At 41.6% G+C, this 25,511-nt stretch carries 21 protein-coding genes and 1 tRNA gene; 11 read left to right on the plus strand and 11 right to left on the minus strand.

Features of this window, described 5'->3' with window-relative positions; genetic code table 11:
* The first annotated feature begins 312 nt into the window (after positions 1-312).
* Entirely contained in the window at positions 313-1,146 is an 834-nt protein-coding gene (locus QVC79_RS16685) for a hypothetical protein (RefSeq protein WP_151412194.1), read from the plus strand.
* A gap of 597 nt (positions 1,147-1,743) precedes the next feature.
* Here the strand turns inward: QVC79_RS16685 and QVC79_RS16690 are convergent.
* The gene (locus QVC79_RS16690) at positions 1,744-1,974 is read right to left on the minus strand and encodes an ATP-binding protein (protein WP_270595649.1); all 231 of its coding nucleotides are present in this window, start codon (positions 1,972-1,974) and stop codon (positions 1,744-1,746) included.
* Positions 1,975-2,262: 288 nt separating this feature from the next.
* A tRNA-Arg gene (locus tag QVC79_RS16695) sits at positions 2,263-2,335 on the minus strand.
* 198 nt (positions 2,336-2,533) lie between these two features.
* Between QVC79_RS16695 and QVC79_RS16700 the strand changes: the two genes are divergently transcribed.
* Entirely contained in the window at positions 2,534-3,043 is a 510-nt protein-coding gene (locus QVC79_RS16700; RefSeq protein WP_270595650.1) for a DUF6913 domain-containing protein, read from the plus strand.
* Between the two features lies 1 nt (position 3,044).
* Positions 3,045-3,920 carry a 4-hydroxy-tetrahydrodipicolinate synthase gene (dapA, locus tag QVC79_RS16705; RefSeq protein ID WP_270595651.1) on the plus strand — a complete coding sequence of 292 codons (876 nt, stop codon included), beginning with the start codon at positions 3,045-3,047 and terminating at the stop codon, positions 3,918-3,920.
* Positions 3,921-3,924: 4 nt separating this feature from the next.
* Here dapA and QVC79_RS16710 read toward each other — a convergent pair whose 3' ends face one another.
* The 7 genes from QVC79_RS16710 to folE form a co-directional block, all read right to left on the minus strand.
* Entirely contained in the window at positions 3,925-5,424 is a 1,500-nt protein-coding gene (locus QVC79_RS16710; RefSeq protein WP_124315969.1) for a GldG family protein, read from the minus strand.
* 17 nt (positions 5,425-5,441) lie between these two features.
* Positions 5,442-6,164, minus strand: coding sequence for an ABC transporter permease (locus QVC79_RS16715; RefSeq protein WP_124315968.1), 723 nt, complete (start codon positions 6,162-6,164; stop codon positions 5,442-5,444).
* A 3-nt stretch (positions 6,165-6,167) separates the two neighbouring features.
* Positions 6,168-7,094 carry an ATP-binding cassette domain-containing protein gene (locus tag QVC79_RS16720; protein WP_124315967.1) on the minus strand — a complete coding sequence of 309 codons (927 nt, stop codon included), beginning with the start codon at positions 7,092-7,094 and terminating at the stop codon, positions 6,168-6,170.
* A gap of 129 nt (positions 7,095-7,223) precedes the next feature.
* Positions 7,224-8,258, minus strand: coding sequence for a LacI family DNA-binding transcriptional regulator (locus QVC79_RS16725; RefSeq protein ID WP_118305592.1), 1,035 nt, complete (start codon positions 8,256-8,258; stop codon positions 7,224-7,226).
* A gap of 19 nt (positions 8,259-8,277) precedes the next feature.
* Positions 8,278-10,338 carry an HD family phosphohydrolase gene (locus QVC79_RS16730; protein ID WP_124315966.1) on the minus strand — a complete coding sequence of 687 codons (2,061 nt, stop codon included), beginning with the start codon at positions 10,336-10,338 and terminating at the stop codon, positions 8,278-8,280.
* A gap of 217 nt (positions 10,339-10,555) precedes the next feature.
* Complete coding sequence (gene fabD / locus QVC79_RS16735) at positions 10,556-11,431, minus strand: ACP S-malonyltransferase (protein ID WP_087421885.1); 876 nt, start codon at positions 11,429-11,431, stop codon at positions 10,556-10,558.
* Between the two features lie 18 nt (positions 11,432-11,449).
* Positions 11,450-12,076, minus strand: coding sequence for a GTP cyclohydrolase I FolE (gene folE, locus QVC79_RS16740; protein ID WP_087421569.1), 627 nt, complete (start codon positions 12,074-12,076; stop codon positions 11,450-11,452).
* Positions 12,077-12,603: 527 nt separating this feature from the next.
* Between folE and QVC79_RS16745 the strand changes: the two genes are divergently transcribed.
* From QVC79_RS16745 to QVC79_RS16755, 3 genes are all read left to right on the plus strand, one after another.
* Positions 12,604-13,092 (plus strand): NfeD family protein, encoded by a 489-nt coding sequence (locus tag QVC79_RS16745; RefSeq protein WP_455786254.1) that lies wholly within the window; start codon positions 12,604-12,606, stop codon positions 13,090-13,092.
* Between the two features lie 3 nt (positions 13,093-13,095).
* Positions 13,096-14,082 (plus strand): flotillin-like protein FloA, encoded by a 987-nt coding sequence (gene floA, locus QVC79_RS16750; RefSeq protein WP_027201591.1) that lies wholly within the window; start codon positions 13,096-13,098, stop codon positions 14,080-14,082.
* A 322-nt stretch (positions 14,083-14,404) separates the two neighbouring features.
* Positions 14,405-15,043: a SanA/YdcF family protein gene (locus tag QVC79_RS16755; protein ID WP_373289790.1), complete on the plus strand. Its 639-nt coding sequence runs from the start codon at positions 14,405-14,407 to the stop codon at positions 15,041-15,043.
* Positions 15,044-15,257: 214 nt separating this feature from the next.
* Here QVC79_RS16755 and QVC79_RS16760 read toward each other — a convergent pair whose 3' ends face one another.
* Complete coding sequence (locus tag QVC79_RS16760; protein ID WP_124315965.1) at positions 15,258-16,421, minus strand: DUF4468 domain-containing protein; 1,164 nt, start codon at positions 16,419-16,421, stop codon at positions 15,258-15,260.
* 316 nt (positions 16,422-16,737) lie between these two features.
* Between QVC79_RS16760 and QVC79_RS16765 the strand changes: the two genes are divergently transcribed.
* The 3 genes from QVC79_RS16765 to QVC79_RS16775 are packed head-to-tail and all read left to right on the plus strand — an operon-like array spanning position 16,738 to position 21,920.
* Positions 16,738-19,950, plus strand: a complete 3,213-nt coding sequence (locus tag QVC79_RS16765; RefSeq protein ID WP_124315964.1) for a SusC/RagA family TonB-linked outer membrane protein — start codon at positions 16,738-16,740, stop codon at positions 19,948-19,950.
* Positions 19,951-19,971: 21 nt separating this feature from the next.
* Positions 19,972-21,456, plus strand: coding sequence for a RagB/SusD family nutrient uptake outer membrane protein (locus QVC79_RS16770; protein ID WP_270595652.1), 1,485 nt, complete (start codon positions 19,972-19,974; stop codon positions 21,454-21,456).
* A 50-nt stretch (positions 21,457-21,506) separates the two neighbouring features.
* Positions 21,507-21,920 carry a hypothetical protein gene (locus QVC79_RS16775; RefSeq protein ID WP_124315963.1) on the plus strand — a complete coding sequence of 138 codons (414 nt, stop codon included), beginning with the start codon at positions 21,507-21,509 and terminating at the stop codon, positions 21,918-21,920.
* A gap of 155 nt (positions 21,921-22,075) precedes the next feature.
* On the opposite strand, the gene QVC79_RS16780 is transcribed toward QVC79_RS16775, so the two are convergent.
* A complete protein-coding gene (locus tag QVC79_RS16780) occupies positions 22,076-23,920 on the minus strand; it encodes a biotin/lipoyl-containing protein (protein ID WP_087419833.1) in 1,845 nt (614 codons plus the stop codon).
* A 200-nt stretch (positions 23,921-24,120) separates the two neighbouring features.
* On the opposite strand from QVC79_RS16780, the gene coaD reads away from it, so the two are divergent.
* Positions 24,121-24,594, plus strand: a complete 474-nt coding sequence (coaD, locus tag QVC79_RS16785; protein WP_027202944.1) for a pantetheine-phosphate adenylyltransferase — start codon at positions 24,121-24,123, stop codon at positions 24,592-24,594.
* 369 nt (positions 24,595-24,963) lie between these two features.
* Positions 24,964-25,491, plus strand: coding sequence for a sigma-70 family RNA polymerase sigma factor (locus tag QVC79_RS16790; RefSeq protein ID WP_229783047.1), 528 nt, complete (start codon positions 24,964-24,966; stop codon positions 25,489-25,491).
* The last annotated feature ends 20 nt before the right edge of the window (positions 25,492-25,511 follow it).

The raw sequence follows: 25,511 nt of genomic DNA on the forward strand, positions 1-25,511 counted from the left end.
GTAGGTCGATGCCGAATTTAGAAGAGAGAGCGAGTTCAAAAGACTCGCTCTTTTTGTATTTGGACGGTAATTTGTATTATTCATGACTATTTTCATTTAAGGATTTACGACTTCGGAGGGCAGTATGAAGAAGTTTGTGTAATTTTGTAGATAGAAAAGCGTAAAAATCAGAATAATATCCAAAATGCGCATTGCGTGTTTCTGATAACTTTGTTGTATTTATTGCGCATATTTAGGAGTTAGGTGCAATTTGCGGATTGCTCAACTTAATTTTGGAAATAACTCATTAATAAATTGATAATTAATAGAAAAATGAAAAAAGTTTTTGTGATTCTTTTGACTGTTTTTACGGTAACAAGTCTCTCGTTTGGACAAAATGCAAATAAAGTTTTAGAAGAAGGTAAACTTTTATATCGTTTAGAGAAAGCTTCTTGGTATGGAACGGACATATTCTTAGAGAAGTTTGCACATAAAAAAGATATTGCGGGTGGCTACCTATCCTACATGAATGAAAAAAATCAAATTGTCAATATCTTTTTTGAAAAAGGAAATCCGTCTCAGATTTTAGTTCGATTTGAGTTTGAAAGTATGCCTCAAACAAATCCAATAAAAATTGACACTATAAATCAAATTGCGACACAACAAGAAATGGATTTGATCGCAATTAGACAGGAAGCTGTTCAGCAAGTCTATGAAAACAAAGAGGGATTTTTCACCTTTTACGAAAACACGTCTCTAAATTTTATCCCATTGATTAGAAATGGTAAAAAACAAGTTTTTATTTTGACAGGCTCACAAGTTCCCAATGTAGTAAATATTGGGAATGATTACTTATTAATTTACAACAAAAAGCATAAGTTGACAAAAAAAGAAAAACTACACAATACACTTCTTCAGTTTAAAGGAAAATCTGATGACCCTGAAAATCCAATAACTTCAACACACCATTCTCACATTCTTTCGGATATAATTAACTCTACTGACATTTGTACGTTACTTTTATATAAGGATTTTGTAGAATGGAAACAACATTATGTAATTAGCAAAAAGTATGTGTCAATTTTTGACTTGGAAAAAGAGGATCTTGTTGTTTTAACAAGAAAAGCATGGGATAAGATAGCAAAATTTCAAGAAAAAAAACAATAAAAGCACCCAACAAGCGTAACCGTTTCGCAACCCTCAAAATCCTCTCAAAAAAACTGCCAACCTTGCCAAAACCGATTTCAAATAAACCGTTTTAAGCGAGGTTTGTTTTTCTCCCTGAAGCAAACCACAGCAGAATAACGCATAAAACGCCGAAATCGCCTGTTTTCAGCTATAATTCCTTTCTTTGTAATCGGAATTGATTTCAAAACATCAGTTAAGAACAGGTTCTTTACCGAAATCAAAATCGGTATAGGTACTTAATGCCGTTTTGAAACCCGACTAACTTCATTCACTCGACTAACAGTATTGAGTGAAGCTCGTTAATCGACCGCTATCTGTGTTCAACCGCTCGCTTTTCCATAGGCTTTTGAGAGAGAAGCCATGGCTTATTAGGGCATTTTCTTTACGCAATACTCCGTACGCTAAAAATGCCCCAATAAGCCGAGAGACTTGGCCCCTCCGGACACCCTGTAATAAGCAAATTTTTAATCGACATTTTCCGGTAAAGTTAAATCGACAAAACGAAGTCGAGACAAAGGGTTAATGCTATTAATTATATTGTTGAATATAAACGATTTATATTTTTTTTGGCACTACTTATTTTTTATTGAAAATGGATTTTCTGTTTCTCATACTATAGCTTTGTCCAGAGAGTTTTATAACCTCGCAGCGATACAAAAGTCTGTTAAGGATTGCGGAGGCGAACACTTCATCGTCCAGTGTTTTTGCCCACTCTGTCGGAGCCTTGTTCGTTGTGATTATCAATGAGGCATTCTCGTGGAGCGTGTTGATTAGGTTGAAGAACCACGCTAGCGAATCCTTTTTCACGAGCGATCTCGTTATAATGTTGCATATTTTACTTTTTCACGTGGTCAAGGCGTTGTTAATTTCATTGCTTTTGGCGGTACATCCCTTGGCTTGTTGATTCTTTTGACCCCATGATTTTTCTTCGATTTTTAATTGCGTATTGAATTGTGTTCGATTCGAGGTTATTGAAATTTTCGTGAAGATTAACTTTTCGATTTCTTATAGGTAAATTCAAGGTTTATTTTTTCGTTTTATTAAAAAGAAAAAACCTTGCAAATCAATCGATTTACAAGGTTTTCATTTTCCCAGTGAACTCGGCGGGAGTCGAACCCACAACCTCTTGGGCCGTAACCAAGTGCTCTATCCATTAAGCTACGAGTCCTTCTTGATTTCCGTGGCAAAGATAGAGAATGTTCTTTTTTCCTGCAAGAGTTAACGGAATTTTTTCAAATACTTTTTTTATGTTTGAAAAATAACAAAGTGGAGTGCATATAGTTTTTATTACTACATTTGTGTTACACTGTTCATGTACAAATGAATATGATAAAGTTAGGAGTAAGAGTCAGATAAATAGTTTTGTATGTTTAAATGTATAGCAGAAGGGTTTAAAAAGCGCCATTTGAAGAATATGGAGGTAAAAAATGAACGGGTATTGTCGTTTTATAATTTAGATGCGGCCAAAAAATGTGTCGTGTTTTGGGTGGCTGATGATGTCCCAGTGTCTTCTGTCAATAAGGTGCGGGAGGCTCTGGCCAAACATATGGACGTTTGTTTGCTTGCTTTTCTCCGGCAGCCCAAGTTGAATACGGAGCAAATACAGGATGCTATTTATCTAGATAGTTCCGGGATTTCTTACCGGGGAGAATTTCGTGATCCACGGGTGCAGGAAGTCGTGAACAGGAAGGAGGGACTGTTGATTGATTTGTCGTTGAAGCCGGATGTGTGGGGGGATTATATCGTGAAGTCGGCCAAGGCGTCTTGCAAGATTGGTTACGGTACGGGACATGATATTGATTTTGACGGGGTGCGGGATATAGATGATTTTATGGAGCGATTGTTTAAATTATTAACTAAGATAAATACGTATTGAAATGAAAAAGTTTTCGGGAGTAGGGGTTGCTTTAGTGACTCCATTTGACGAAACGGGACGTGTGGATGAACATTCTCTGAGGAACCTTGTGAATTACGTGATTGATGGTGGGGTGGATTATCTGGTAGCTTTGGGAACGACGTCCGAGGCGGCAACGATGACAGCGGACGAAAGAGCTTTTGTCGTGCAAGTGATTGCCGAAGAGAATGCCGGACGTTTGCCGATTGTTTTGGGAATCGGGGGAAATAATACGACTCAAGTGATCCATGATCTTGCCACGCTGCCTTATCTGCGGTTGGGAGATGCCATTTTGAGTGTTACCCCGTATTATAATAAACCTTCTCAACAAGGGTTGTATAATCATTTTAAGGCGATAGCCGAGCATACACCTCTTCCCGTGATCTTGTATAATGTTCCGGGGCGTACGTCCGTGAATATGACTGCCGCAATAACCTTGAAGTTGGCTCGTGATTTTGAGAATATCATCGCCATTAAAGAGGCTTCCGGGAATTTTGAACAGGCTACGGCAATCATTTCCGGTATGCCGGAGAATTTTATCTTCCTGTCGGGAGATGATGGTATTGCCTTACCGTTAGTATCTATAGGGGCCAGTGGCGTTATTTCCGTGATTGCAAACGTGATGCCGGGTGAATTCTCCACGATGCTACATTTGGCATTGGAGGGCGAGTACGGGGAGGCTCGGCAGATTCATTTGCAGTTGGGTGAGATGTTTAAAGCTCTCTTTGAAGAGGGAAATCCCGCGGGAATAAAAGCTGCGTTACATGCCAGAGGCGTGATTGCCTGCCAGAAGTTAAGATCTCCGTTATGCGAGGTGAGCGAGGCCTTGTATCAAAAAATAAAACGATTAGGTGAGTAATCACCTAATCGATACGACCCGGTTGAGAGCGTCTCAACCGTTTTCTTTTATATTCCCTGTATTGGTATAGTCCGATAAGTAATACCAGCACGATGGGCAGGAAAAAGTTGGTATATTTTAAGAATCTTCTATAAGAGTCGCTTACTACTTTTAGTGACTGATTCTCGATATATTTGTTTCTTAATTTAATTAGCCCGGAATCGTCAGCCAGCCATTCAATGGAGTTTACGGCAAAATTGATATTACTGATATAGAACGGGTCAAAGAATTTATCTTCCATGAAATCGGCATCCGTAATGACAACAATAGCACTGTTGTTATCTTCGTTGCTTAATAATGCGGCAACGGTATTGTTGGGTTGATTAAAGTCGTGTTTTCTTGTCCAAGTTTTATAAATGTCGAAGAATACCGGAACTTTTTGCACGCCTGAAATGGAAGATGATTTTGCCAACGGGGTGAACGTGTAAGCGGATGTCGTCTTTACATTCGTGATACTACTAGCAAATTGCAATAGCATGGCATTCAGTCCTTTTGTGATCACGTGAGAACTGAAGTTTTGGATGATAGGTATATACGGGAAATGGCGGTCGCTTTGGAGTTGTAGAAATCCTTGATCCTGAGTGACCAGTATGCGTCCGCAATAGTTATCCACGACGAAATCATAGTTGATTTTTAGCCCGAATTCTTCCAGCATATCTTCTATGCCGACCCGGTTGATGAAACCGTTATTCTGGCTGTAACTGATTTGTCCAACCGCATGATTCAAAGCAATATAGAGTCTTCCCCCTTGTTCCAAGTATTGCCCCAATCGAACGAGTTCTTCCTTGCTGAATGACTCTTTCGGTCCCACGATACAGATTACTTTGTAGTCATTCAAATCTGTAAACTGGTCTATGCGCATGGATTCAATCTTGGCACTATGGGATAGCTCATGCTCGATTAATTGAGTTTTTTGTCTCAACATTTCGTTATGGCCACGTAAGAAACCGATAGTCGGTTTCGTCGTGTCGCAAGCTTCTTTTAAACGGCGGGTAACCTCGTATTCTAGCGCCGTGGTCGGGAGAATGTTTATTGTCTCTTTTTTGTTGCCAATCTGGATGACGGCTCCAAAGTATACTTTTTGAATTTTCACCATGTCTCTCTCGGCGATTTCCTGGGCCATTGGTTCTATCCCTAGTTGTTCAGCCAGAGCTTCCTTGTCACTGTTGTTCGGTATGATCGTGTTTATGGTGAATGCTTTGTTACTGATTGTCTTGTACTCTTTCAGCAAGTGTCGGAATTCTCGTCCGAGTTTTATTTTGTCGGGCGTGAGACCTTCGGACATGAATAGGGTAACGGAAATATCCTTGTCGATTTTTTTGATCATCGTTTTGCTGACAGGGCTTAAAGAATATTTTTTGTTACTCGTGAGGTCGATCCTGATAAATAGGAAATAGGAAATAATATTTACCGCTATCAGTGATAAAATCAGGTAGGTCGGATTATATATCAATTTCTTTTTCATCACTTTCGTACTAAATATTAAAACCGATTTTTACAGATATAATGTCTTGCTAATGCTAAAAATATAATAATTAAGCTGATAAAGTATATCAAGTCTTTCGTGTCGATCACTCCGCGGGGGATGGCATCAAAATGTTCTCCAATGGAGAGGTACGTGAATAATGCTGCTATAAATCCGGCCCCCCAGAGTTCCGCAATGAATTCAAACAAAAGTACGAATCCGATCTCAATAGCAAACGTGATGAAGAAGGCCACGATCGTGTTCGGGGTGAGGGACGAGGCGAACATCCCGATACTGATGTAACATCCGCTGACCAGAATAAGCCCTAGGTAACCGCAAAAGCCAACGGCATGATCAACGTTACCCAGTGAGGCAATCGTGATATAGTAGGGAAGTGTCAATGCCAGACATATAACTACTTGTAATAGTATAGCAAAGAATTTCCCCATGATTAACTGCCATGTTTTAATCGGCTTTGAGAATAAGAGTTCGAAGGTTCCGTCTTTGCGTTCTTCTGAAATGCTTTTCATCGTGAGTGCCGGAATGAGGAAAAAGAGCGTCCAGTAAAACACATTGAACAGGTTGCTTAGAGAAGCTTGTCCGCTTGAAAAGATGTTTTTCCCGGAGAACCAGCAAGCGAATCCCGTTACACAAAGGAAGGCCGTGTATGCGATGTATATCAATAATGAATTGAATGCTACTTTTAATTCTTTGTTTATTATAACTTTAACTGCACCCATGAATTATTCATTTTGTGTAACTTTACGAAATATATCTTCCAATCTGGTTTGTACGGGAGTTAACTCGCTGATGTACCAGTTGTTTTTTTGACAAAGGTTAAAGATTGACTTTTCGATTTCTACATCGGGTTTACATTGGAGTTCGAAATTCTGTTTATGAATAATCTCGATATGGAGTACTCCCGGCAGATCGTTCAGTGCCTCGTGAATGTCGGTTGTTTCCCCACCCTTGATGCCTATTTTCAGGCAATATTCTGCATCCGATTTGCGACGAAGTTCGGATGTCGTGCCATTGGCCACGATTTTCCCGTTACTCATGATCATCACTTGATCGCAAGTTGTTTCGATTTCAGAAAGAATGTGGGAACTTAAAATAACTGTTTTTTCTTCCCCGATTTCTTTGATGATTTTACGGATTCCAAAAATCTGGTTGGGGTCAAGTCCTGTTGTCGGTTCATCGAGAATGACCACTTCCGGATCGTGAATTAATGCTTGGGCAATTCCTACCCGTTGGCGGAAGCCCTTGGATAATTCTCCGATCTGTTTGTGTTTATCGTTGTCTAACCCGCATAAACGAATCATATCTAAAACACGTGACGTGATTTTGTATTTAGGAATGTTGTGAAGTTTTGAAATAAAAAATAGGAAATCAATCACGTTCATTTCGTCATACAAAGGGTTACGTTCCGGGAGGTAACCGATGATGTTTTTTATTTTACCTGCTTGTTTCCAAATCGAATAGTCCCCGAATGTTATATTTCCGAAATCCGGTGTCAGTAGCCCTGCCATGATCTTCATAGTGGTTGTTTTACCCGCACCGTTAGGCCCTAGGAATCCAAGGATTTCACCTCTTTTTGCTTTAAAAGAAATTGAATCCACGGCTTTCTGATTTTCGAAAGATTTCGTCAGATTTTCCACAACTACGTCCATGGGCTGCTGTTATTAATTTCTACAAAAATAGTCATTCAAACCATTGATTTTTAGGTTTAATAATCTTTAACCGAGTAATTAACAAGGTTTTAATTTATATTGTTAAGATTTTAGCAATTATGTTAGCGTTTATCGTGTTTTACATAGTCTGTCCGAAGATTCTCTAACGATCAGTTCGCAGTTAATGATTTCTTTTTTAATCTGCGCATGCTTGCTGTTCAGAATCTGATCAAACAGAAGTTCGGCCGCAGCCCGTCCGATTTTTTCCGGGAACTGGTTGATGGAACTTACCGTCGGGTTCATGTAGCGTGAGCGTTTCGTGTTGGAGAAACCGACAACGGCAATGTCTTCCGGGATGTTAAGTCCTTTTTCCTTGATCGCCTCAATAGCCCCGATGGCCAAATCGTCTGTGATGCCGAATATGGCATCTGGTCTCTCTTTCCGGGAGAGTAACTGGCGTGTCGCTTCTTTTCCTGCCTCTACCGTGAAATCGGAACAGTGCCAGATTAGTTCTGTTTTAGCCGGAAGATGGTTGGCCTCCATGGCTTTTTCGTAGCCTTCCATGCGATTGCCTCCGATGGCAACGTTTTCGGGACCGCATAATAAAGCTATTTTTTTGCAACCTTCGGAAACGAGGTGTTGAACGGCTTGGAATGCAGCCGTGACACCGTCCGTCACGACCCGTGACACGTTGAGTTCATTCGTGGTACGGTCGAACAGCACGATAGGTGTTCCGGATTCCTGTATCATTTTAATGTGTTCATAGTCTTTCGTCTCGTGTGATAAGGCAAGGATAATTCCATCCGCCCGGTTGGCCATGAGTACTTCCACGCTTTTTTGTTCTTTTTGGAAACTTTCATTCGAGGATATGACTAAAACGTTGTAGCCGTGACCGTCTGCTACTTCCTCAATCGTTTTCACTACTGTGGCAAAAAAAGTACTAACGATCTGGGGAACAATAACTCCGATCGAATGACTTTTATGGGTTTTCAGGGCTACGGCGATGGGATTGGGTTTGTAACCGAGTTGTTTCGCCAGTTCCTGCACGGTTTTACGTGTTTGCGCGCTGATTTCGTGATTGTCTTTTAGCGCGCGGGAGACGGTAGACACGGATATATTTAATTTCTCTGCAATGTCTTTGATGGTTATTGGTTTTTGTGTCATATATTTTAGGTCTTGAGGGTTATGCTTTGGTTTGTAATTTCGGGTACGCTATACGGGCATGGTACACGTTTACAAGCATTTCTGTAAATACTCGTTTCACCGTGGAAATGTCTTTGAATGTCAAGTCTGCGTTAGAGAACCGTCCATCTTGAAGAAGGCCGTCAATCAAGTTATTCACCAGTTTGGTCAGGTTTTCTTCATCCTTTATTTCCAGAGCCCGGGAGGCTGCTTCCACTCCATCGGCCATCATGACTACGGCACACTCTTTTCTCACGGGGTCCGGACCGGGATAAGTGAACAGGGATTCATCTATTTCCTTGTCCGGGTATTTGTTTTTGAATGAGTAGTAGAAGTATTTTACTTTACTTTTACCGTGATGTGTGCGGATAAAGTCTTTGAGGACTTCCGGTAATTTGTATTTATTGGCAAGTTCCAAGCCTTGTGTCACGTGTTTGATAATGATCTGGGCGCTTTCGTCAAAATCCAGAGAATCGTGCGGGTTTAAGCCTCCTGTTTGATTCTCCACGAACATGATCGGGTTGTATGTTTTCCCGATGTCATGGTATAATGCCCCGGTACGGGCTAAAAGCGGGCTACCCCCGATGTGATAAATCGCTTCTTCTGCTAGGTTGGCAACCATTAGAGAGTGTTGGAATGTTCCCGGGGCCTTTTTCGTCAGGTTGCGTAAGGCCGGGTGATTCGGGTTAGAGTATTCCAGTAAACTGATTTCAGACGTGTACCCGAAGAGGCGTTCTACCAAGTAAAGGGCGGGATAAATTAAGCTTAACAAGCCGGTATTTATGATGAGGAACACGACAGCGAACAGATGTTTGGGTGCGAGGGTCCCCTCTTGTATGAGCGTGAAAGCCCCGTATACCAATATATAAGTTAAGAATATCAGACCTAGTGCAATAAATAGTTGAGAACGGCGTTGCAGGTGTGAGAGGCTGAACATGGCTACGATCCCGGCTGATATTTGCATGAAGAAGTACATATAATTGTTGGGAGCGTAGTAGGAAACCAGCAAGCTTGTACCGATCAATAGATAAAGAGCCGGTCTTGTCCCGAATAAAATGTTCACGATGATTGGGAAGAATAAAACGGGGATCGTGAGGATATTGATGTGTTGGAAGTAGCTGATACTTCCAAGGGCAATGGTTAGCAAAAACATACTATACAGGAAAAAGAAATCCCTGTTGTTGTAGAATAGCCGTTTCCGGGAGACATAGAGGAAGATGGAGAAACTCATGATGGCGATCAAGGTCAACACGGTTTGAGCTACCGAGATCCGGACTCGGTCAATGGTTGATCCCAAAGTTTGCTCGTGTTCTATCCGGAAAGATTCCAAAACTTTATATTTTTCGGGGGTTACTAGGTCGTTTTTGGATATGATAATATCTCCCCGATTGACCATTCCTTGGGTTGGTGTGATGCTTTTCACGCTGGTTTCAATGGCAAGGCCCGTTTTCCCGGCATCGTATTCGAGGTTCGGATTGATGTAATTGTTCAGGCCTAGACTGAGTATTCCTTCCTCTGTTGATTTAGAAAGGTGCAGGCTCTCGATGTATTTAACCAATGTTTCGTAGGCTTGCTTTAGCGTGTACACGTTGGAAAACTTTTCGTCGAAGGCAATGTTGTTCTTGACGATAAGAATATTTTTGATTTTAGCCGGATCCATTTTTTCCGGCATCAGTAGGATGCCTTTGGAATAAATTTCCCGTAGTTGTTGAATGATTTTATCCATATCTTTTCCGTTGTTCGCGGTTCGATATGTATTTATTTTTTCTGAAAGTTTGTTGATCTGGGCTTCAATATTTGTTTCTTTGAAGTTGAAAATGGGGGCTTGCTCTTCTTTGATTTTTTCAATGTCAGCGGCAAGTTCCTCGGCGCTTTTATGCAGCGGAAAATCTAAGGGTGCGATCAATGTCTCGTATTTCCAAGGCATTCCTTTTTGGTAAGAATATTTAAAGCCCTCTATTTTAGGAAGTAACAAGACAATGAGCCCACAAATAATGATGATCGTACTGATTTTAAACACGTATTGAATCGTACGGTGTTTTTTTGTTTTATTGTTTGGCATATCCCGGTTTTATCTTGAATTATCTTTGTTCAAAGATATAAATAAAATTTTAAAGCCTCCCATGGGAGGCTTTAAAATTGTTACAAGTTTCAGGTTGATCCTTCGGCTCTGCAGGTTACAAGTTTATGAGTTAGGCGGTTCTTGATATGTAAGATTCATGAACTTGTAACTTGCTAACCTGTAACTTGTAACCAGTAGATTTTGTTTTAAACAAAATCTACTGCATTCCTGCTGTTTCAACTTCAGTACTTACTTTTTTGATCAATCCTTGAAGTACGTTTCCGGGACCGATTTCTAAGAAAGATGATGCCCCGTCAGCCAGCATATTTTGTACGGTTTGAGTCCAACGTACAGATGCTGTTAACTGGGCAATCAAGTTCTTTTTGATCACCTCCGGATCAGACACCGGTTGTGCGTTCACGTTCTGGTAAACCGGGCATGAAGGTTGTGAGAAATGGGTGTTCATGATGGCATCGGCCAGTTCTTTCCGGGCAGGTTCCATCAGCGGAGAGTGGAAGGCACCCCCTACTTTTAACGGGAGAGCCCGTTTGGCCCCGGCTGCTTTTAATTTTTCGCAAGCGGTGGCAATTCCTTGTGTCGTTCCGGAAATAACGATTTGTCCCGGACAGTTGTAATTGGCAGGAACAACTACATCATCTATTTCAGCTAAAATGTTTTCGACAGTTTCATCCGGTAACCCGAGGATGGCGGCCATCGTGGATGGATTCGCCTCGCATGCTTTTTGCATGGCAAGCGCTCTGGCGTGAACAAGACGCAAGCCATCTTCGAAAGAAAGTGTCCCATTGGCGACAAGTGCGGAGAATTCTCCCAGCGAGTGACCCGCTACCATGTCCGGTTTCTCGTTTAACGATTTTGCAAGAATCACCGAGTGAAGGAATATCGCCGGTTGAGTTACTTTGGTCTGCTTTAAATCTTCGTCGGTTCCCTCGAACATCAGGTCCGTGATGCGGAATCCCAGAATTTCATTTGCCTTTTCAAATAACTCTTTTGCTTCGGGTGAGTTCTCGTACAAGTCCTTGCCCATACCTACGAATTGGGCTCCTTGGCCCGGGAAAACAAATGCTTTTTTCATACTCGTCATGTTTATTTCTTAATGAAATTTGTTACTAATTAATCGGATGAACTCTTCCCGTGTGGCGAGTTTTTCGAATGCCCCGCTGAAATCGGAAGTGGTCGTTACCGAATTTTGTTTTTGCACACCCCGCATCATCATGCACATGTGCTGGGCCTCAATGACCACGGCAACGCCGAGGGGATTGAGTGTATTCTGTATACAATTTTTTATGTCATTCGTCAGTCTTTCCTGCACTTGGAGCCTTCTGGAAAAGGCCTCAACTACCCGTGCGATTTTACTCAGCCCGGTGATGTATCCGTTCGGGATATAGGCCACGTGGGCGTGTCCGATGAACGGGAGCATGTGGTGTTCACATAGAGAATAAATTTCAATATCCTTGACGATCACCATCTGGCGATAATCTTCCTTGAACAGGGCGGAGCGAAGGATTTCTTCCGGGTTTTCCGTGTAGCCTCGTGTCATGAATTGCATGGCTTTTGCAACACGGTATGGGGTTTTCACTAATCCTTCTCTTTCGGGATCTTCTCCCAATAATTTTAGAATTTCTTTATAATGATAGCTTAATTTTTCAGTTCTTGCCTTGTTGTAATATTCTACTTTGCGGTAGAATTCTTCATTGTCATCCAATTCAGTGTATTTCATTCGTCCTCTCTTTTATGTACTTGACTCATTGCCTACATGGGTAATGAAAAATTGGCTACAAAGTAAAAGATAATAATTGAGAATTGAAAATCGTATGTTGAAAATGTGCGGGTTCAAACTCGCTAGCACTGCAACCCGTGCCAGAGGGCGGGGAAATAATTTCGGGGTAATTAAAATCTGATTTTTCTCTTGGGCTTTTGTTCGTGCTTTTGCACCATGTGATTTTCCGGTATTCCCGCCCTGAATGAACCGTTATAATACCCTGTTCATAGCTTACAGACGAGATAAAACCGAGACAAAGATGAGATAAAGACGAGTTGAATCATCTTTGTTCTTGTCGTACGTGGTCGGTTTGCCTCAGGTGAGTATTCTCCTGCTCTTTATATTGGTAGTTAAACAGGTATTTTAGGGTGTAGCCTTCCTTTGTCACGTTCGGGTGTCACGGTCTGATCGGTTGGGAAGGAGGGGGGGGTGTGGAAAATATTTCAGTACGATGATGCTATTATTAAATAAAAAAATGTATCTTTATCAAGCAAAAAATGTTGTATATGGAGTGGCTTGTTTTATTCATGCTGATCTTGATAGGTTTTGTCCTGTTAATACTTGAGTTTCTTGTTTTCCCGGGAGTGAACGTGGCGGGGATTTTAGGTTTTGCTTGCGTGGGAATCGCTATTTATATCGCTTATTCTACGATGGGAACGACGGTCGGGCATTTCACTTTGTTGGGGACGGCTCTTTGTGGTTTCGGAGTGACTTATTACGTCTTGCGATCGAAGACGTGGAAACGTATGCAGTTACACACGCAGATTGATAGCACGGTGGAAGGTGTGGATGAATCCATTCGGGAAGGAGATGTTGGGATGACGCAGGGACGCTTGGCGCCGATGGGAAAAGTACGGGTGGGGGACAGTGTGGTCGAGGCGGAATCCCGTTCCGGGTATATCGAAGAAAACCGGGAAGTCGTCGTGTTGAAAGTGTATAAAAATAAGATAGTAGTTAAATTAAAAACTGAATAGAAGATGGAGAGTAGTTTGTTTTTTCTGGTAGCGGTTATCGCCGGAGGTCTTTTTTTACTTTGGATGATCCTCTACTTTATTCCGATCGGCTTGTGGTTTCAAGCGTTAGTGTCTGATGTGAAAATATCTTTGTTGCAATTGGTTTTGATGCGTTGGCGGAAAGTGCCTCCCACGGTTATCGTTCGTGCCATGATCGAGGGGAAAAAGGCAGGCTTGGAGCTTTATCGTGACTTACTGGAGGCTCATTATCTGGCGGGGGGACACGTGGCTCAAGTGGTACATGCCTTGGTGTCCGCATCTAAAGCGAATATCGACTTGACGTTTCAAATTGCAACGGCCGTGGACTTGGCCGGTCGTGACGTGTTCGAGGCCGTACAGATGAGTGTCAACCCGAAAGTGATTAATACCCCGCCGGTGGCTGCCGTTGCTAAAGATGGTATTCAGTTGATAGCTAAAGCCCGGGTTACGGTGCGGGCTAATATCCGTCAGTTAGTCGGGGGCGCCGGGGAGGAAACTATTCTGGCTCGTGTCGGGGAAGGTATAGTGTCTTCAATCGGTTCTGCAGCCTCGCACAAGGAGGTTTTGGAGAATCCGGATTCTATTTCGAAGGTGGTGTTGAACAAGGGATTGGATTCCGGTACTGCTTTTGAAATTTTGTCTATTGATATTGCAGATATTGATATTGGTAAGAATATCGGGGCTGAATTACAGACCGATCAGGCTGAGGCTGATTTGAAAATCGCCCAAGCGAAAGCGGAGGAACGCCGTGCGATGGCTGTCGCTACCGAGCATGAAATGAAAGCGCTTGCACAGGAAATGCGGGCGAGAGTGATCGAGGCTGAGGCAGAAGTTCCTCGTGCCATGGCAGAGGCTTTCCGTAGCGGTAATTTGGGTATCATGGATTACTACAAAATGAAGAATATTGAGGCTGATACGCAAATGAGAGAATCCATTGCCAAGCCGAATGATAAGAAGAATAACCAAAAATAGTGAATGGACTTGAAAATGTGCAAGAGACTTAGAATTCAGCCCCATAAATGAAATTAAACGTAAGTAAGGATTTTTGCAGAAAGGATGGGATGGGTGTTATGTTGTATGATTTCAAAATCTGCTTGGTTATCTTTAAGAAATAGAGAGAGTTGTGAGATAGTTAGCATAAAAGTTGTTTTTATTGTGACAAGTAAAGGTAATAAATATCACTTGAATCCGTATCTTTGTAGGAAAGAAGGTAAAAATGGTATTGAAAAAACGGCGAGATCATATTTCAACAGACAGCCCTTCCCGGATGAAAGCTCCTAAATGGTGGCGAGTGGTGAGGCGTGTGTTCTTTTATGGTATTATTTTACCTGTATTCGTGTGTTGTTTGGGAATATTATTTTGTAATTATCGGATTTCCAAATACGGTGAAGGAAAAGTCTTTGGAGATACAGCATTCATTCCTTATAATAAAGTTGGTTTGTTATTGGGTACTTCTCCCCGGGTGAAAGGCGGGAAAACCAATCCTTATTTTAAGAATCGTATTGATGCGGCAGCGGAGTTGTTCGAGTCGGGTAAAATTAAATATATATTGATTAGTGGAGATAACCGCCGCCATAATTATAATGAACCTCAGGCCATGAAAGATTCTTTGGTGAATAGAGGCATCCCGAAAGAATCATTGGTGCTGGATTTTGCCGGATTGCGAACGCTTGATTCTATGGTACGTTCGAAAGAGGTTTTCGGACAGGATAGCGTGACGGTTATTTCTCAGCAATTTCACAATGAACGGGCGATCTATCTGGCTCGTCACTACGGGATACATGCTATCGGGTATAATGCTAAAGACGTGAGCGCTTACGAGGGACTAAAGACACGAATGCGGGAATTGTTGGCCCGGGTAAAAGTATTTGTCGATTTTTTTATCAACAAACAACCTCGTCATTTAGGCGAGAAGATTGAAATTCCGGGATAGACTATTCCGTTTCTTGTTCGAATTTTTTAATCAAGGAGAATAAATCTTCCCGGTTTGAGGTCAATTTCCCGTGAATATCCACTCTTGGAATCTTGTCACTTTTAATTCCGATGATAAGATACTGTTCGTAGTAGGGGTGATTTTAAAAAGAAAATCACGATAGATTAGTATCGTGATTTTCCAAAGCTATTATAAAAGTAATTCAATTATGGATTTATTTTACCCATACATTCAAAATCTCTCCGATAAACATTTTGTGCATGGCTTTACCGGCCCATTGTTTTCTTAGTTCCGGGTCAGAAATACCGTCAATGTTGATGGTTTGAGAAACCATTTTGCGGCACTCGATAATCATCCAAGCTTCCGAGAATGCCTTGCTACCGGAAGGAGTGGTGATCGGGGTTAACCCAGCCTCTTTTACCTTATCCTTGTCTTTACCGGAATTATGCCCGCAATAATTCAGAGCTTCCCGGTAAGTTTCCGTGTAGAAAGTTAATGTATAGGTATCCCCTTTATCCATGATGTCATAAGTGTAGCGTGCGGGATTGATAAAACAGAATGTCACCGGTTTGTTGTACAGGTTTCCGAGACCTCCCCAGCTTGCCGTCATCGGGTTAAACTGCTGGTCGTTTCCAGCCGTGATTAACATCCAGTCCTCGGATAACATTTTAATAATATTTCCCGGAATCTTGTCGGGAGCGATACGCTTGTAGCCTTGTAAAGCATCTCCCGGGGCGGCAGATATGGTGGCAACGGTTTGTACGGGAGCAACTTGTTGGGTCGTTGTGGTTGTCGTTGTGGCTACGGGGGCATTTTGTGCGCCTAAACTTTTTTGCGCCCCTTCGTTCAAACTTTCAACCAGATCAATGGTTTTGATTCTGAATTTTGCAATCCGGTTGATCAGTTTGGTCTGATCTTTATTCATCGCCTGCTTGTCGGTGATCCATTCTTCGGCAGCTAGACGTTCCCTGCTATCTTCCGGGTAAAGGTAGGTGATATTGGTTACTTCCACGTTGCATTTACCGGGAGTGCAAACAAAATTCATCCGGTAGTTTATTTTTGCCCGGTCCAGAGAAAAAGTCTTATCAGCAAAAACAATGTATTCGTTTCCATAGCAAGCAATTTGTCCCTCTTCCTTGTTCGAATAGGCAACCATTCCCCAATTTCCTTTATCTGTTTTGAAACGGGTATTCGCCCATGCTAGGATGGCGTCAAAAATTTGATCTTTAGAAAGATTCGGAGCGTTAATTTCCTGTGAAAAAACAACTTTTCCGTTTACTTCCGGAACGGCTCCGACCATGTATTTGCTTTGATCTTCTTCCTGGGCTAATACCAGCATGGGAAAAAAGCAAAGAATGAGTAATAAATTCTTCATCATGATATTCAAATTAATGTGTGTTTAAAACTAAACTAATAAAAGATTGCACATCGGCTTTCTCGTGGAGAATTATGCCGCATTCAAAGTTACAGAAATATTTCATACGTTCTTCGGCTTTTAACGAGAATTTGCAAGTGTGGCATTTTTCCTCAACTTGGTGGGGAAATTCCTCATTTTTTACTATAATATTCGTTTTGTATGATTTTGAAAAACATGAGGTTAATACTTTTTATTTAATATGGTATAATCTTTGAGAAATATGTAAAATAGTGACTTGCAGTTTGAATGACTAAAAGATAAATATAAAATAATTGGTATGGAAAAAACAGGAAGTTTGCTTGTAAGTAAAATTTTATGTGTGTTTCTCTGCTTGACCTTTGTGTTTTCGGCCTATGCACAAGATAGTGCAACAAAGGAAAAAGAAGAGAAACGTGTCATAAAAGGACGGGTTCTAGATGAAAATCGGGAACCGATGATCGGGGTTCTGGTCTTGATAAAAGGTACGACTCATGGGGTTACCACGGGTGTTGACGGGGATTACGTGCTAGAGTTTACAGAAAAGGAACCCACTTTGGAATTCTCTTTTCTCGGGTACGAACCTCGGGATTTTAAACTAACTCCAGCCCAGAAGGTGTTGAATGTTAATATGAAACCTTCCCGAATTCGAGTGAAAGAAGTGGTCGTAGTTGGTTTTGGTACGCAGGCTAGGGAGAAAGTGACATCATCTATCACGAAACTGCCGGCCGAGGCCTTGAAAAATGTACCTTATGCTAATGTTGCTACTGCCCTGCAAGGAAATGTATCCGGGGTGCAGGTGCAAAGTACATCCGGTCAACCCGGTGCGGCTCCGCGAATCATTGTTCGAGGCGGAACCTCTATTAATAACATGAACGGGGCAGCCCCGATTTACATTGTAGACGGGATCATTCGTACCGATTTGGCAGATATTAATAGTAACGACATTGAATCCCTGCAAGTGCTAAAAGATGCTGCATCTACGGCAATTTATGGTGCAAGAGCTTCTAACGGAGTTGTCATCGTGACCACGAAAACCGGGAAGCCGGGGAAAGTGCAAGCTACTTATTCCTATGGACTGACGGTTTCCGAACCGGGAGCGAAATATGATTTGGCCAGTGGAAGGGAATATATCGAGTTGAATCGGAAAAGTATGGTTTATGCATCCCGGTATAATGCCAATGCAATGGATCGTTTAGGTTCGGCTCTTGGGTTTGGTACCGGTAACGATTTGACTAAAAATACCTCTTTCACCACTCAATATCTAACAGAAGAAAACAAACATAAGTTGAATGAAGGTTGGGAAAGTATGCCTGACCCGATAGATCCATCTAAGACTATTATTTTTAAGGATACGGATTTTCAAGATCTGATTTATCAAACGGCTTATTCTCATTCGCATAACTTGACGGTTTCCGGGGGAAATGAAAGATCTACTTTTTATGCGGGACTTGGGTATATGGATAGCGAAGGAACCGCGATTACCACCAAGTACAAGCGTTTGTCGTTCAGTTTGAACGGGAGTATAAAATTGCGGGATAACTTGAACGTGGTCGGACGAGTGATGTACACGACTTCTTCCAATAATGAAGTATTCGGCTTGGCAGATATTTTCTATCGGTCAGCCACAACACCCCCGACAGCCAAATATACATACGAGGACGGAACGTTGGCCCCGGGACAAAATCGGAGTATCGGGAATCCCGTGTATCACTTGAAAAATGACGTGCGGAAAAATAGTAAAGACAATCTGTCTCTTTCTATCGCTGCCGATTGGGAAATTTTGCCCGGATTTTCTTTCACTCCGCAATTATCTTTGTATAAATACACGTATGACGGTTACTCATTTATCCCGGCTTACTGGAACGGTTCCATGACTTACAACGATTCGCGAGAAGCCACGGGATCTTATAACAAAACGATGCAAGGACAGATGGATTTGGTTCTGGGGTATCAGAAATTATTTGCCGAGTCGCATAATCTGGATGTGAAAGCGGGATTTTCTTATTTCGGTAGAGAAAAATCAACTCTTGAGGCCAAAGGAAGTGGAGCTGCTACCGATTTGATCCCGACATTGAATGCTGCGGCTATTGCTAAAAGTGTAAAAGGTGATGAAAGTGATCAGGTTATTGCCGGATTCTTTGCTCGCGTAAATTACGATTATAAAGATCGTTACTTGGTTTCACTCAGCGCCCGTTATGATGGGGCATCTAATCTGGGTGATGATCACAAATGGGGATTCTTCCCCGGAATATCCGTTGGTTGGAATGTACATAACGAGAAATTTTGGACTCCTTTACAAAACATCGTGAGTTTGAAATTACGTGCTAGTTACGGTGTCACGGGAAATATCAGCGGTTTGTCCGATTTCCAAGCACGGGGTGAATATTCGGTAGGAAATGTATATGACGGCACTTCTGCCATTTTGAATTCGGTGATCCCGAACCCTGATCTGAAATGGGAACAATCTAAAACTTTTGACATCGGTGCTGATATTGGTTTACTCAACAATCGGATAGGTATTTTGTTTGATTACTATCGGCGAGTTACCGATAATTTGATCACTTCTCTTTCTTTACCTCCTTCAACCGGGTTTGCAAGTATTTATACGAATCTTGGGCGTTTGGAGAATAAAGGTATCGAATTAGAGGTGAATGCAGCGGTTCTTCCGGCATGGTCCGGTTTACAATGGAACGTGGCCATGACGGCAACGCACACCAAACATAAGATTTTACGTTTGCCGGAGAACGGAGCGGAGAATAACCGTATTGGTGGAGAATATGTGTGGGTTCCTTCCAAGAAAGACTATGCTTGGATGGGTGGCTTGCAAGAAGGAGGAAGAGTAGGTGACATCTATGGGCATGTGTTGGAAGGTGTTTATGCTACTGACGAAGAGGCCCAAAACGATCCGATCGTGAACACGTTAATTCCCGGAAACGACAAGACAAAATACGGTGGTTATGCCAAATTCCGGGATGTGGATGGAAATGGTCAGATTGATTCGAAAGATAAAGTGTATCTTGGTAATTTCTATCCGACATGGAATGGCGGGTTTACCAATTCATTCAGTTTTCGAGGATTAACTTTTTCTGTTCGTTTTGACTATACACTAGGACATAAGATTTATAATTATGCCACTCGTTTTATGGATAATAACTCGCAGGGAGATGGAAACTTGACGAAAAACATGGCCAAGAACTCTTGGAAGCAACAGGGTGATCAAGCATCTATGCCGTGTTACATCTGGAATCAAGCTTATAACCTTCCGGTAAATTGTAACATTTACGTGGAGAAAGGTGACTTCCTTTGCTTGCGGGAAATGACCTTGGCGTATGAATTACCAAGGCGTCTGTTACGTAAAATAGGTCTTGCCGGAGTCCGGGTTCACGTGACGGGAAATAATCTTCATTATTTCACCGACTTCAAAGGACTGAATCCCGAAGAAGGCGGGCAGGATAACGGACGTTACCCCATTCCCCGGAATATTATTACTGGAATATCTATAACACTTTAATCCATGAAAAACAGAAGTATTATGTGTAGATTAAGAACACGATTATATCATATAGCTCTTGGGGTGGGAATGTGTCTTTCCATCGGGGCATGCGACTTGTTGGAAGTCGATCCGACAAGTGTTATCACGAGTGACTCTTTTTGGCAAACCGAATCGGATGCACAGGGAGGATTAGCCGGTATGTACGTGAAATTAAGAACAGAATCCGTAGAGAACCTTTTCATTTGGGGCGAATTGCGAAGCGAGACGTTGGAATCCGAGGCGATTGTCGGGGATAATTATATGAAGTACCGGGAGAATGATTTGAGTGCCAGTTTCGGTCCAAGTTGGCAAGGACTTTATTCTGTGGTGAATGCTGCTAATCTGATTTTGACTAAAGTGCCGGAGATCACGTTTTCTAGCGAGGATACGCGAAAATTGTTATTGGCTCAAGCCCACGCGATGAGAGCTTACGTGTATTTCACGATGGCTAAAATATGGGGTGGTGTTCCGATACGTACCGAACCTATGGAAAAATATGATGCAGCCACTGTTCATAAAGCGAGAGCCACGTTGGAAGAAGTGTTCACGTTAATTAAAGACGATTTGAAGGATGCGCTTGAGCTATTTCCTTCCGATGCATTCGAGACGGGGAGAAATCATTGGTCTAAAGCTTCCACGTTAGCATTGAAAGCAGATGTCTATTTGTGGACGGCCCGTCGGATGAATGGGGGTGAGGCTGATTTCCAAACAGCGCTAAAGGCTTGTGAAGATATACAACAGATAGGTGGTATTCGTTTATTGCCTGATTTTAAGGAGGTATTTACTTATGATAATAAAGGAAACGACGAAGTGTTGATGGCTATCAATTACAAAAAGGTAGAAGCAAGTAACAACTATTTTGATATGATGCATATTTCAGCTGCCACCTTGTCTCCGGATATAGAACCGGATATATTGGAGACGATAGGTGCCGGAGGAGGATTGATGGAACTTTCTCCTTCTAAACATCTACGCGCCCAGTATTCCGAAGAGGATAGTCGTCGGGATGTAACATTCCTAGAGATTTATAAAACGAAAGACAGCGGTCGCAGTTACTATGGAACGATGGCCATGAAATGTCGGGGTATCGTGGAATCCGGTGTGCGTTATTTTGTTGATGACATTATTTTGTATCGTTATGCTGATGTATTGTTAATGAAAGCGGAGGCAAAAAACGGTTTAAAGCAGGATCCTACTGCCGAAATGGAAGAGGTGCGTCAGCGGGCGTATGGGGAAAATTATGCTAATCATAAATTTGTGAACGGTACACCGGAAGAAAATGATGCCGCTATCTTGCAGGAACGTCTGTTGGAATTTGCCACGGAATGTAAGCGTTGGTGGGATCTGGTACGCTTTGACAAGGCTTTCGAGCTAGTGCCATCATTAGTCGGACGGGATAATCAGGAGTTATTATATTTTCCGATTCCGAATTCAGTGTTGAGCTTGGAACCTTTGGTTGAACCAAATTCTGCATGGCCGATGTAATGTTAATATTTTTTCTTAATTTAGCCGTCGAATACAATAAATCAAGAGACATGAATAATGAGGTGTTAGAAAGGCTAAAAGAAGAATATGGGGAGGATGACGACCTGATTCAACTATATGAAGATTGGGGGGATACTCCCTATTTACATGAAATATATCATATACTGGATGAACATGCATCTGATTGGGTGTTGGAACGTGAATTAGGTAGTTGGGCGGCAGAATTTATTCTGGATATTTTGCAGGAGCATGAAGAGGATTTAGAAGAGATGCCGGAAACCGAGCGGGTTGCGTTATTTAAAGAGGAGATCGAGGAACGATATGCTGATTTCAAAAGCTGTCATCAGTTTGCCCGGGTAAACAATCTCTCCTTGGAGTACGAAGAAGACGAGGATACGGGGTGTGAGACATTGGACGAGTACATCGCAGAGAATGGGGAAGAGATCGGTTTTCCTAAATATTAATCCTCGCTGATCCGAGAGAAAAATGGATTGAATTTTAATTATATTACTCCTGTCCTGATGGCAGGAGTAAATTTTTATGGTATGTTGCTAGAATAAAAAAGTGGTAAAAGTACATTGACTTTTACCACTCCTCCTTTATTATATTGCTAATCCAATCAGATTTCGATCTCGATCAATTTAGCCCCGGCAGTAACGGATTTCCCTTCTTGGGTCAGGATACGTTTTACTTTTCCGGCGTAATCACTTGTAATGTTGTTTTCCATCTTCATGGCTTCCAATACAAGTACGTTTTGTCCTTTACTTACAACATCACCCGGTTTAACGAGGATCTTGAAGATGTTACCCGGCATCGGAGCTTCAACCACTTTTCCGGTAATCGGTTCTTCTTTTTGAACTTCAGCGGTTTGTTGTGTTTGTTCCCCTTTATGCGTGGCCATATAACGGGCTTCTTTCTGTTTTGTCAAGAAGTTTTTGGCGACAGCAGGGAAAAGTTCCATCAAGAGGACTTCTTTCTCGTTCTCGGCCAATTTCACCCCACCGAATTCTGTTAACACGGGATTTTCCTGCATTTGATATTTTGACGTATCATACGGGGTCTCTTCACGGGTACCAGCAATTTTCAGACGGAATTCCGGATCAACAGGTACCGGGGTCTTTCCGTATTCACCTTTTACCAAAGCCACGAATTGATTAGATACGTTAGAATACATCGGTTTACCATTCTTGATGTCCAAGGCACAGTTCACTGCTTGAGCGCCTACAATCTGGCTGGTAGGAGTTACCAAAGGAGGAAGACCGGCTGCTAAACGAACCGTCGGGATTAATTTCATGGCATCTTCCAGAATATCCATGGAGTTCAATTGTTTTAATTGGGCTACCATGTTGGTGTACATACCTCCGGGAACCTCAGCTTTCTTCACGAGTTCGTTCGGTTTCGGGAAGTTGAAATAAGCTTCGATAGCATGACAAGCTTCCAACAATGCCTCTTCGTTGTTACTCTTGGCAGCAGCGATAGCATCATCGAATAATTTGTCAATGTTAGCCGGAAGTGTATCTGTAAGCGGGTTGAACGGATTCGGGAATTGTTTAACAGCATCGTATGCCTCCAATTCTTTACGAATCGTGTACAACTCTTTGTTGATCTTAGCAACAGCTTCCATGTTTACATCCAGTTCGATACCTAATTTCTTACAGAAAATGTAAATCAATTCGATAGCCGGAGCGGCAGGACCGCCAGCGAAATTCCAGATATTGGTATCAACGATGTCAACACCGTGTACAATAGCGGAAAGTACTGCACCTAATCCGTAGCCCGGGGTACAGTGAGTATGGAAGTCTACCGGAATCTTCAAATTGCTCTTGAATAATTGCATCATCTCGGAAATGCGAGCCGGGTTAATCAAACCACTCATATCCTTGATCGTGATCATGTCAGCTCCGAGAGCCTCCATTTCTTTTGCCTTATTCAAGAAATATTCGTTCGTGAACACGGGTTCGGGGTTCTTTTTCCCTTTTAACTTGTCCATCAAACTTAATTTCGGATATTTCGGGTCAATCGTGTAGCAAACAGCGCAATCAGCCATACCACCATATTTTTTCACGTATTTGATGGTCGATTTCACGTTGTTCACGTCGTTCAAGGCGTCGAAAATACGCATGATTCCTAAACCGGATTCGATAGCGTTTTTACAGAAACCTTCGATAATTTCATCCGTGTAAGGAGCGTAACCGAATAAGTTACGACCTCTGGAGAGGGCGGTCAACTTGGAGACATCACCGATAACGGCTTTGATTTTTTCCAAACGATCCCATGGATTTTCGTTCAAATAACGCATTACAGAGTCGGGAACAGCTCCTCCCCATACTTCCATTGCGTAGAACTTAGCATCCTTGTAAAAAGGTAACACGCGGTCCACTTGATTTTGGTTCATCCGGGTTGCAAATGAAGATTGTTGACCGTCTCTAAGTGTAAGATCTCGAATTAGTAATTTTCGTGCCATGTTTTATAAGAATTAATTGTTATGTGTTCTTTTAAATTCTGGATCAAATCTATTGAAAAGAAAAGAAATTTCCTAATGATATTCTTGAAATATCAAAGAAAAACTAACAATTTTTTTGAATCCTCGAAAATATGATTTTAATTTGTAACTTGAGATCGGATGTTTTATCCGTAACTCTGGTGAAATTTAATAAGTACGTCATGGAAAGAATCGCAATATTCCCGGGATCCTTTGATCCGTTCACGATCGGACACGAAGAAATCGTGAAACGTGGATTAAAAATGTTTGATAAAATCGTTATTGCCGTGGGGATTAATGCGGTAAAAAAAGAATTCTTGGACGTGGATACCCGGATTGCCATCATTCGTAAAGTTTTCGAAGATGTAGATAATGTCATTGTCATGAGTTATTCCGGTCTGACAGTAGATTTTTGCGAGCAAATGGGAGCTAATTTCATTATTCGTGGTTTACGTACTGCTGCTGACTTCGAGTACGAACGTGCTGTCGGTCAGGCAAACAAAGCGATGGATTCTTCCGTGGAAACCGTTTTCCTTTTAACTTCTCCCGAACATACTTTTATCAGTTCGACCATCGTGCGCGATATATTCATGAATGGAGGGAATGCCAATAAATTTTTACCAACAAACGTAACAATAGAAGATTTACGTCAATAAAAGAGAGAATTTGAAACATTTTAGTGTGTTTTTCCATATATATGAAGAGTATTAATAGATATTAGTACTGGGAAATTGTTTTATCTTTTGGAGAATAAGAATGTAGTAGTCAAGTGGTGTGAAATATAAATAAACGATCAATTATTGAAATACAAATTTACATTATTTTTTGACACTTGTAAAAAGATACTATTTTTTTTAATGGCTAATTATTAATACGTTTGAAAATTTTCGTAACGAATAGATAGGCAATCCTCTGAACATCATTAATTGATCGTTTGTTGAGGGGTTATGTTATTAAAAATAAAGTTTACATAAATGAAGTTAGGGGTGTAATGGATGGACGAGTTTGATAAAATATTGCAACTCTTGAAAAAAGGAGATCGACGAGGGTTAGAACTATTGTTCCACCATTTTTATAAACCATTGGTATTTTATGCCATGAATTTTCTTGTGCAACAAGAGGAGGCAGAGGATGCCGTACAAGAGGTTTTTATTAAGTTTTGGGAGGGAAAGCGTTTTCACGCTATAAAAAATAGTCTGCGTCCTTATTTGTATCAATCCGTGCGTAACTATTGTTTGAATTTGTTGGAAGGGAAAAAAGTGGTTCTTACGGAACCCATCAACTCGAGTATAGATATGGCCGAGAATGAATATTTAGATGAGTCGGAATGGAATACCCGTATTGATCAATTATATAAAGCGGTAGATCGTTTACCCGATCGGACGCGGGAAGTTTTTAAAAGAATCGTGCTGGACGGGAAACGGCATAAAGAAGTCGCAGAAGAATTTGAAATTTCCGTGACCACGGTAAAAACTCTTTTGGCAAGAGCATTAGCGGCTTTACGAGCCGAGTTAAGCGAAAAAACATATTCGATATTGTTACTCTTCGTGTAATTTTTTTGATTTTTTCTTCG

It is taken from the genome of Butyricimonas sp. (assembly GCF_019423355.1).
Taxonomy (GTDB): Bacteria; Bacteroidota; Bacteroidia; order Bacteroidales; family Marinifilaceae; genus Butyricimonas; species Butyricimonas faecihominis.

What these genes read in the sequence shown, in the direction of transcription:
- fabD (WP_087421885.1), bottom strand. Translation starts at nt 11,431, where the DNA reads ATGAAAAAAGCATTTGTTTTCCCGGGCCAAGGAGCCCAATTCGTAGGT.
- QVC79_RS16765 (WP_124315964.1), top strand. Translation starts at nt 16,738, where the DNA reads ATGGAAAAAACAGGAAGTTTGCTTGTAAGTAAAATTTTATGTGTGTTT.
- QVC79_RS16715 (WP_124315968.1), bottom strand. Translation starts at nt 6,164, where the DNA reads ATGGGTGCAGTTAAAGTTATAATAAACAAAGAATTAAAAGTAGCATTC.
- QVC79_RS16710 (WP_124315969.1), bottom strand. Translation starts at nt 5,424, where the DNA reads ATGAAAAAGAAATTGATATATAATCCGACCTACCTGATTTTATCACTG.
- floA (WP_027201591.1), top strand. Translation starts at nt 13,096, where the DNA reads ATGGAGAGTAGTTTGTTTTTTCTGGTAGCGGTTATCGCCGGAGGTCTT.
- QVC79_RS16730 (WP_124315966.1), bottom strand. Translation starts at nt 10,338, where the DNA reads ATGCCAAACAATAAAACAAAAAAACACCGTACGATTCAATACGTGTTT.
- QVC79_RS16780 (WP_087419833.1), bottom strand. Translation starts at nt 23,920, where the DNA reads ATGGCACGAAAATTACTAATTCGAGATCTTACACTTAGAGACGGTCAA.
- folE (WP_087421569.1), bottom strand. Translation starts at nt 12,076, where the DNA reads ATGAAATACACTGAATTGGATGACAATGAAGAATTCTACCGCAAAGTA.
- QVC79_RS16760 (WP_124315965.1), bottom strand. Translation starts at nt 16,421, where the DNA reads ATGATGAAGAATTTATTACTCATTCTTTGCTTTTTTCCCATGCTGGTA.
- QVC79_RS16770 (WP_270595652.1), top strand. Translation starts at nt 19,972, where the DNA reads ATGTGTAGATTAAGAACACGATTATATCATATAGCTCTTGGGGTGGGA.
- QVC79_RS16720 (WP_124315967.1), bottom strand. Translation starts at nt 7,094, where the DNA reads ATGGACGTAGTTGTGGAAAATCTGACGAAATCTTTCGAAAATCAGAAA.
- QVC79_RS16685 (WP_151412194.1), top strand. Translation starts at nt 313, where the DNA reads ATGAAAAAAGTTTTTGTGATTCTTTTGACTGTTTTTACGGTAACAAGT.
- QVC79_RS16775 (WP_124315963.1), top strand. Translation starts at nt 21,507, where the DNA reads ATGAATAATGAGGTGTTAGAAAGGCTAAAAGAAGAATATGGGGAGGAT.
- QVC79_RS16725 (WP_118305592.1), bottom strand. Translation starts at nt 8,258, where the DNA reads ATGACACAAAAACCAATAACCATCAAAGACATTGCAGAGAAATTAAAT.
- coaD (WP_027202944.1), top strand. Translation starts at nt 24,121, where the DNA reads ATGGAAAGAATCGCAATATTCCCGGGATCCTTTGATCCGTTCACGATC.
- dapA (WP_270595651.1), top strand. Translation starts at nt 3,045, where the DNA reads ATGAAAAAGTTTTCGGGAGTAGGGGTTGCTTTAGTGACTCCATTTGAC.
- QVC79_RS16700 (WP_270595650.1), top strand. Translation starts at nt 2,534, where the DNA reads ATGTTTAAATGTATAGCAGAAGGGTTTAAAAAGCGCCATTTGAAGAAT.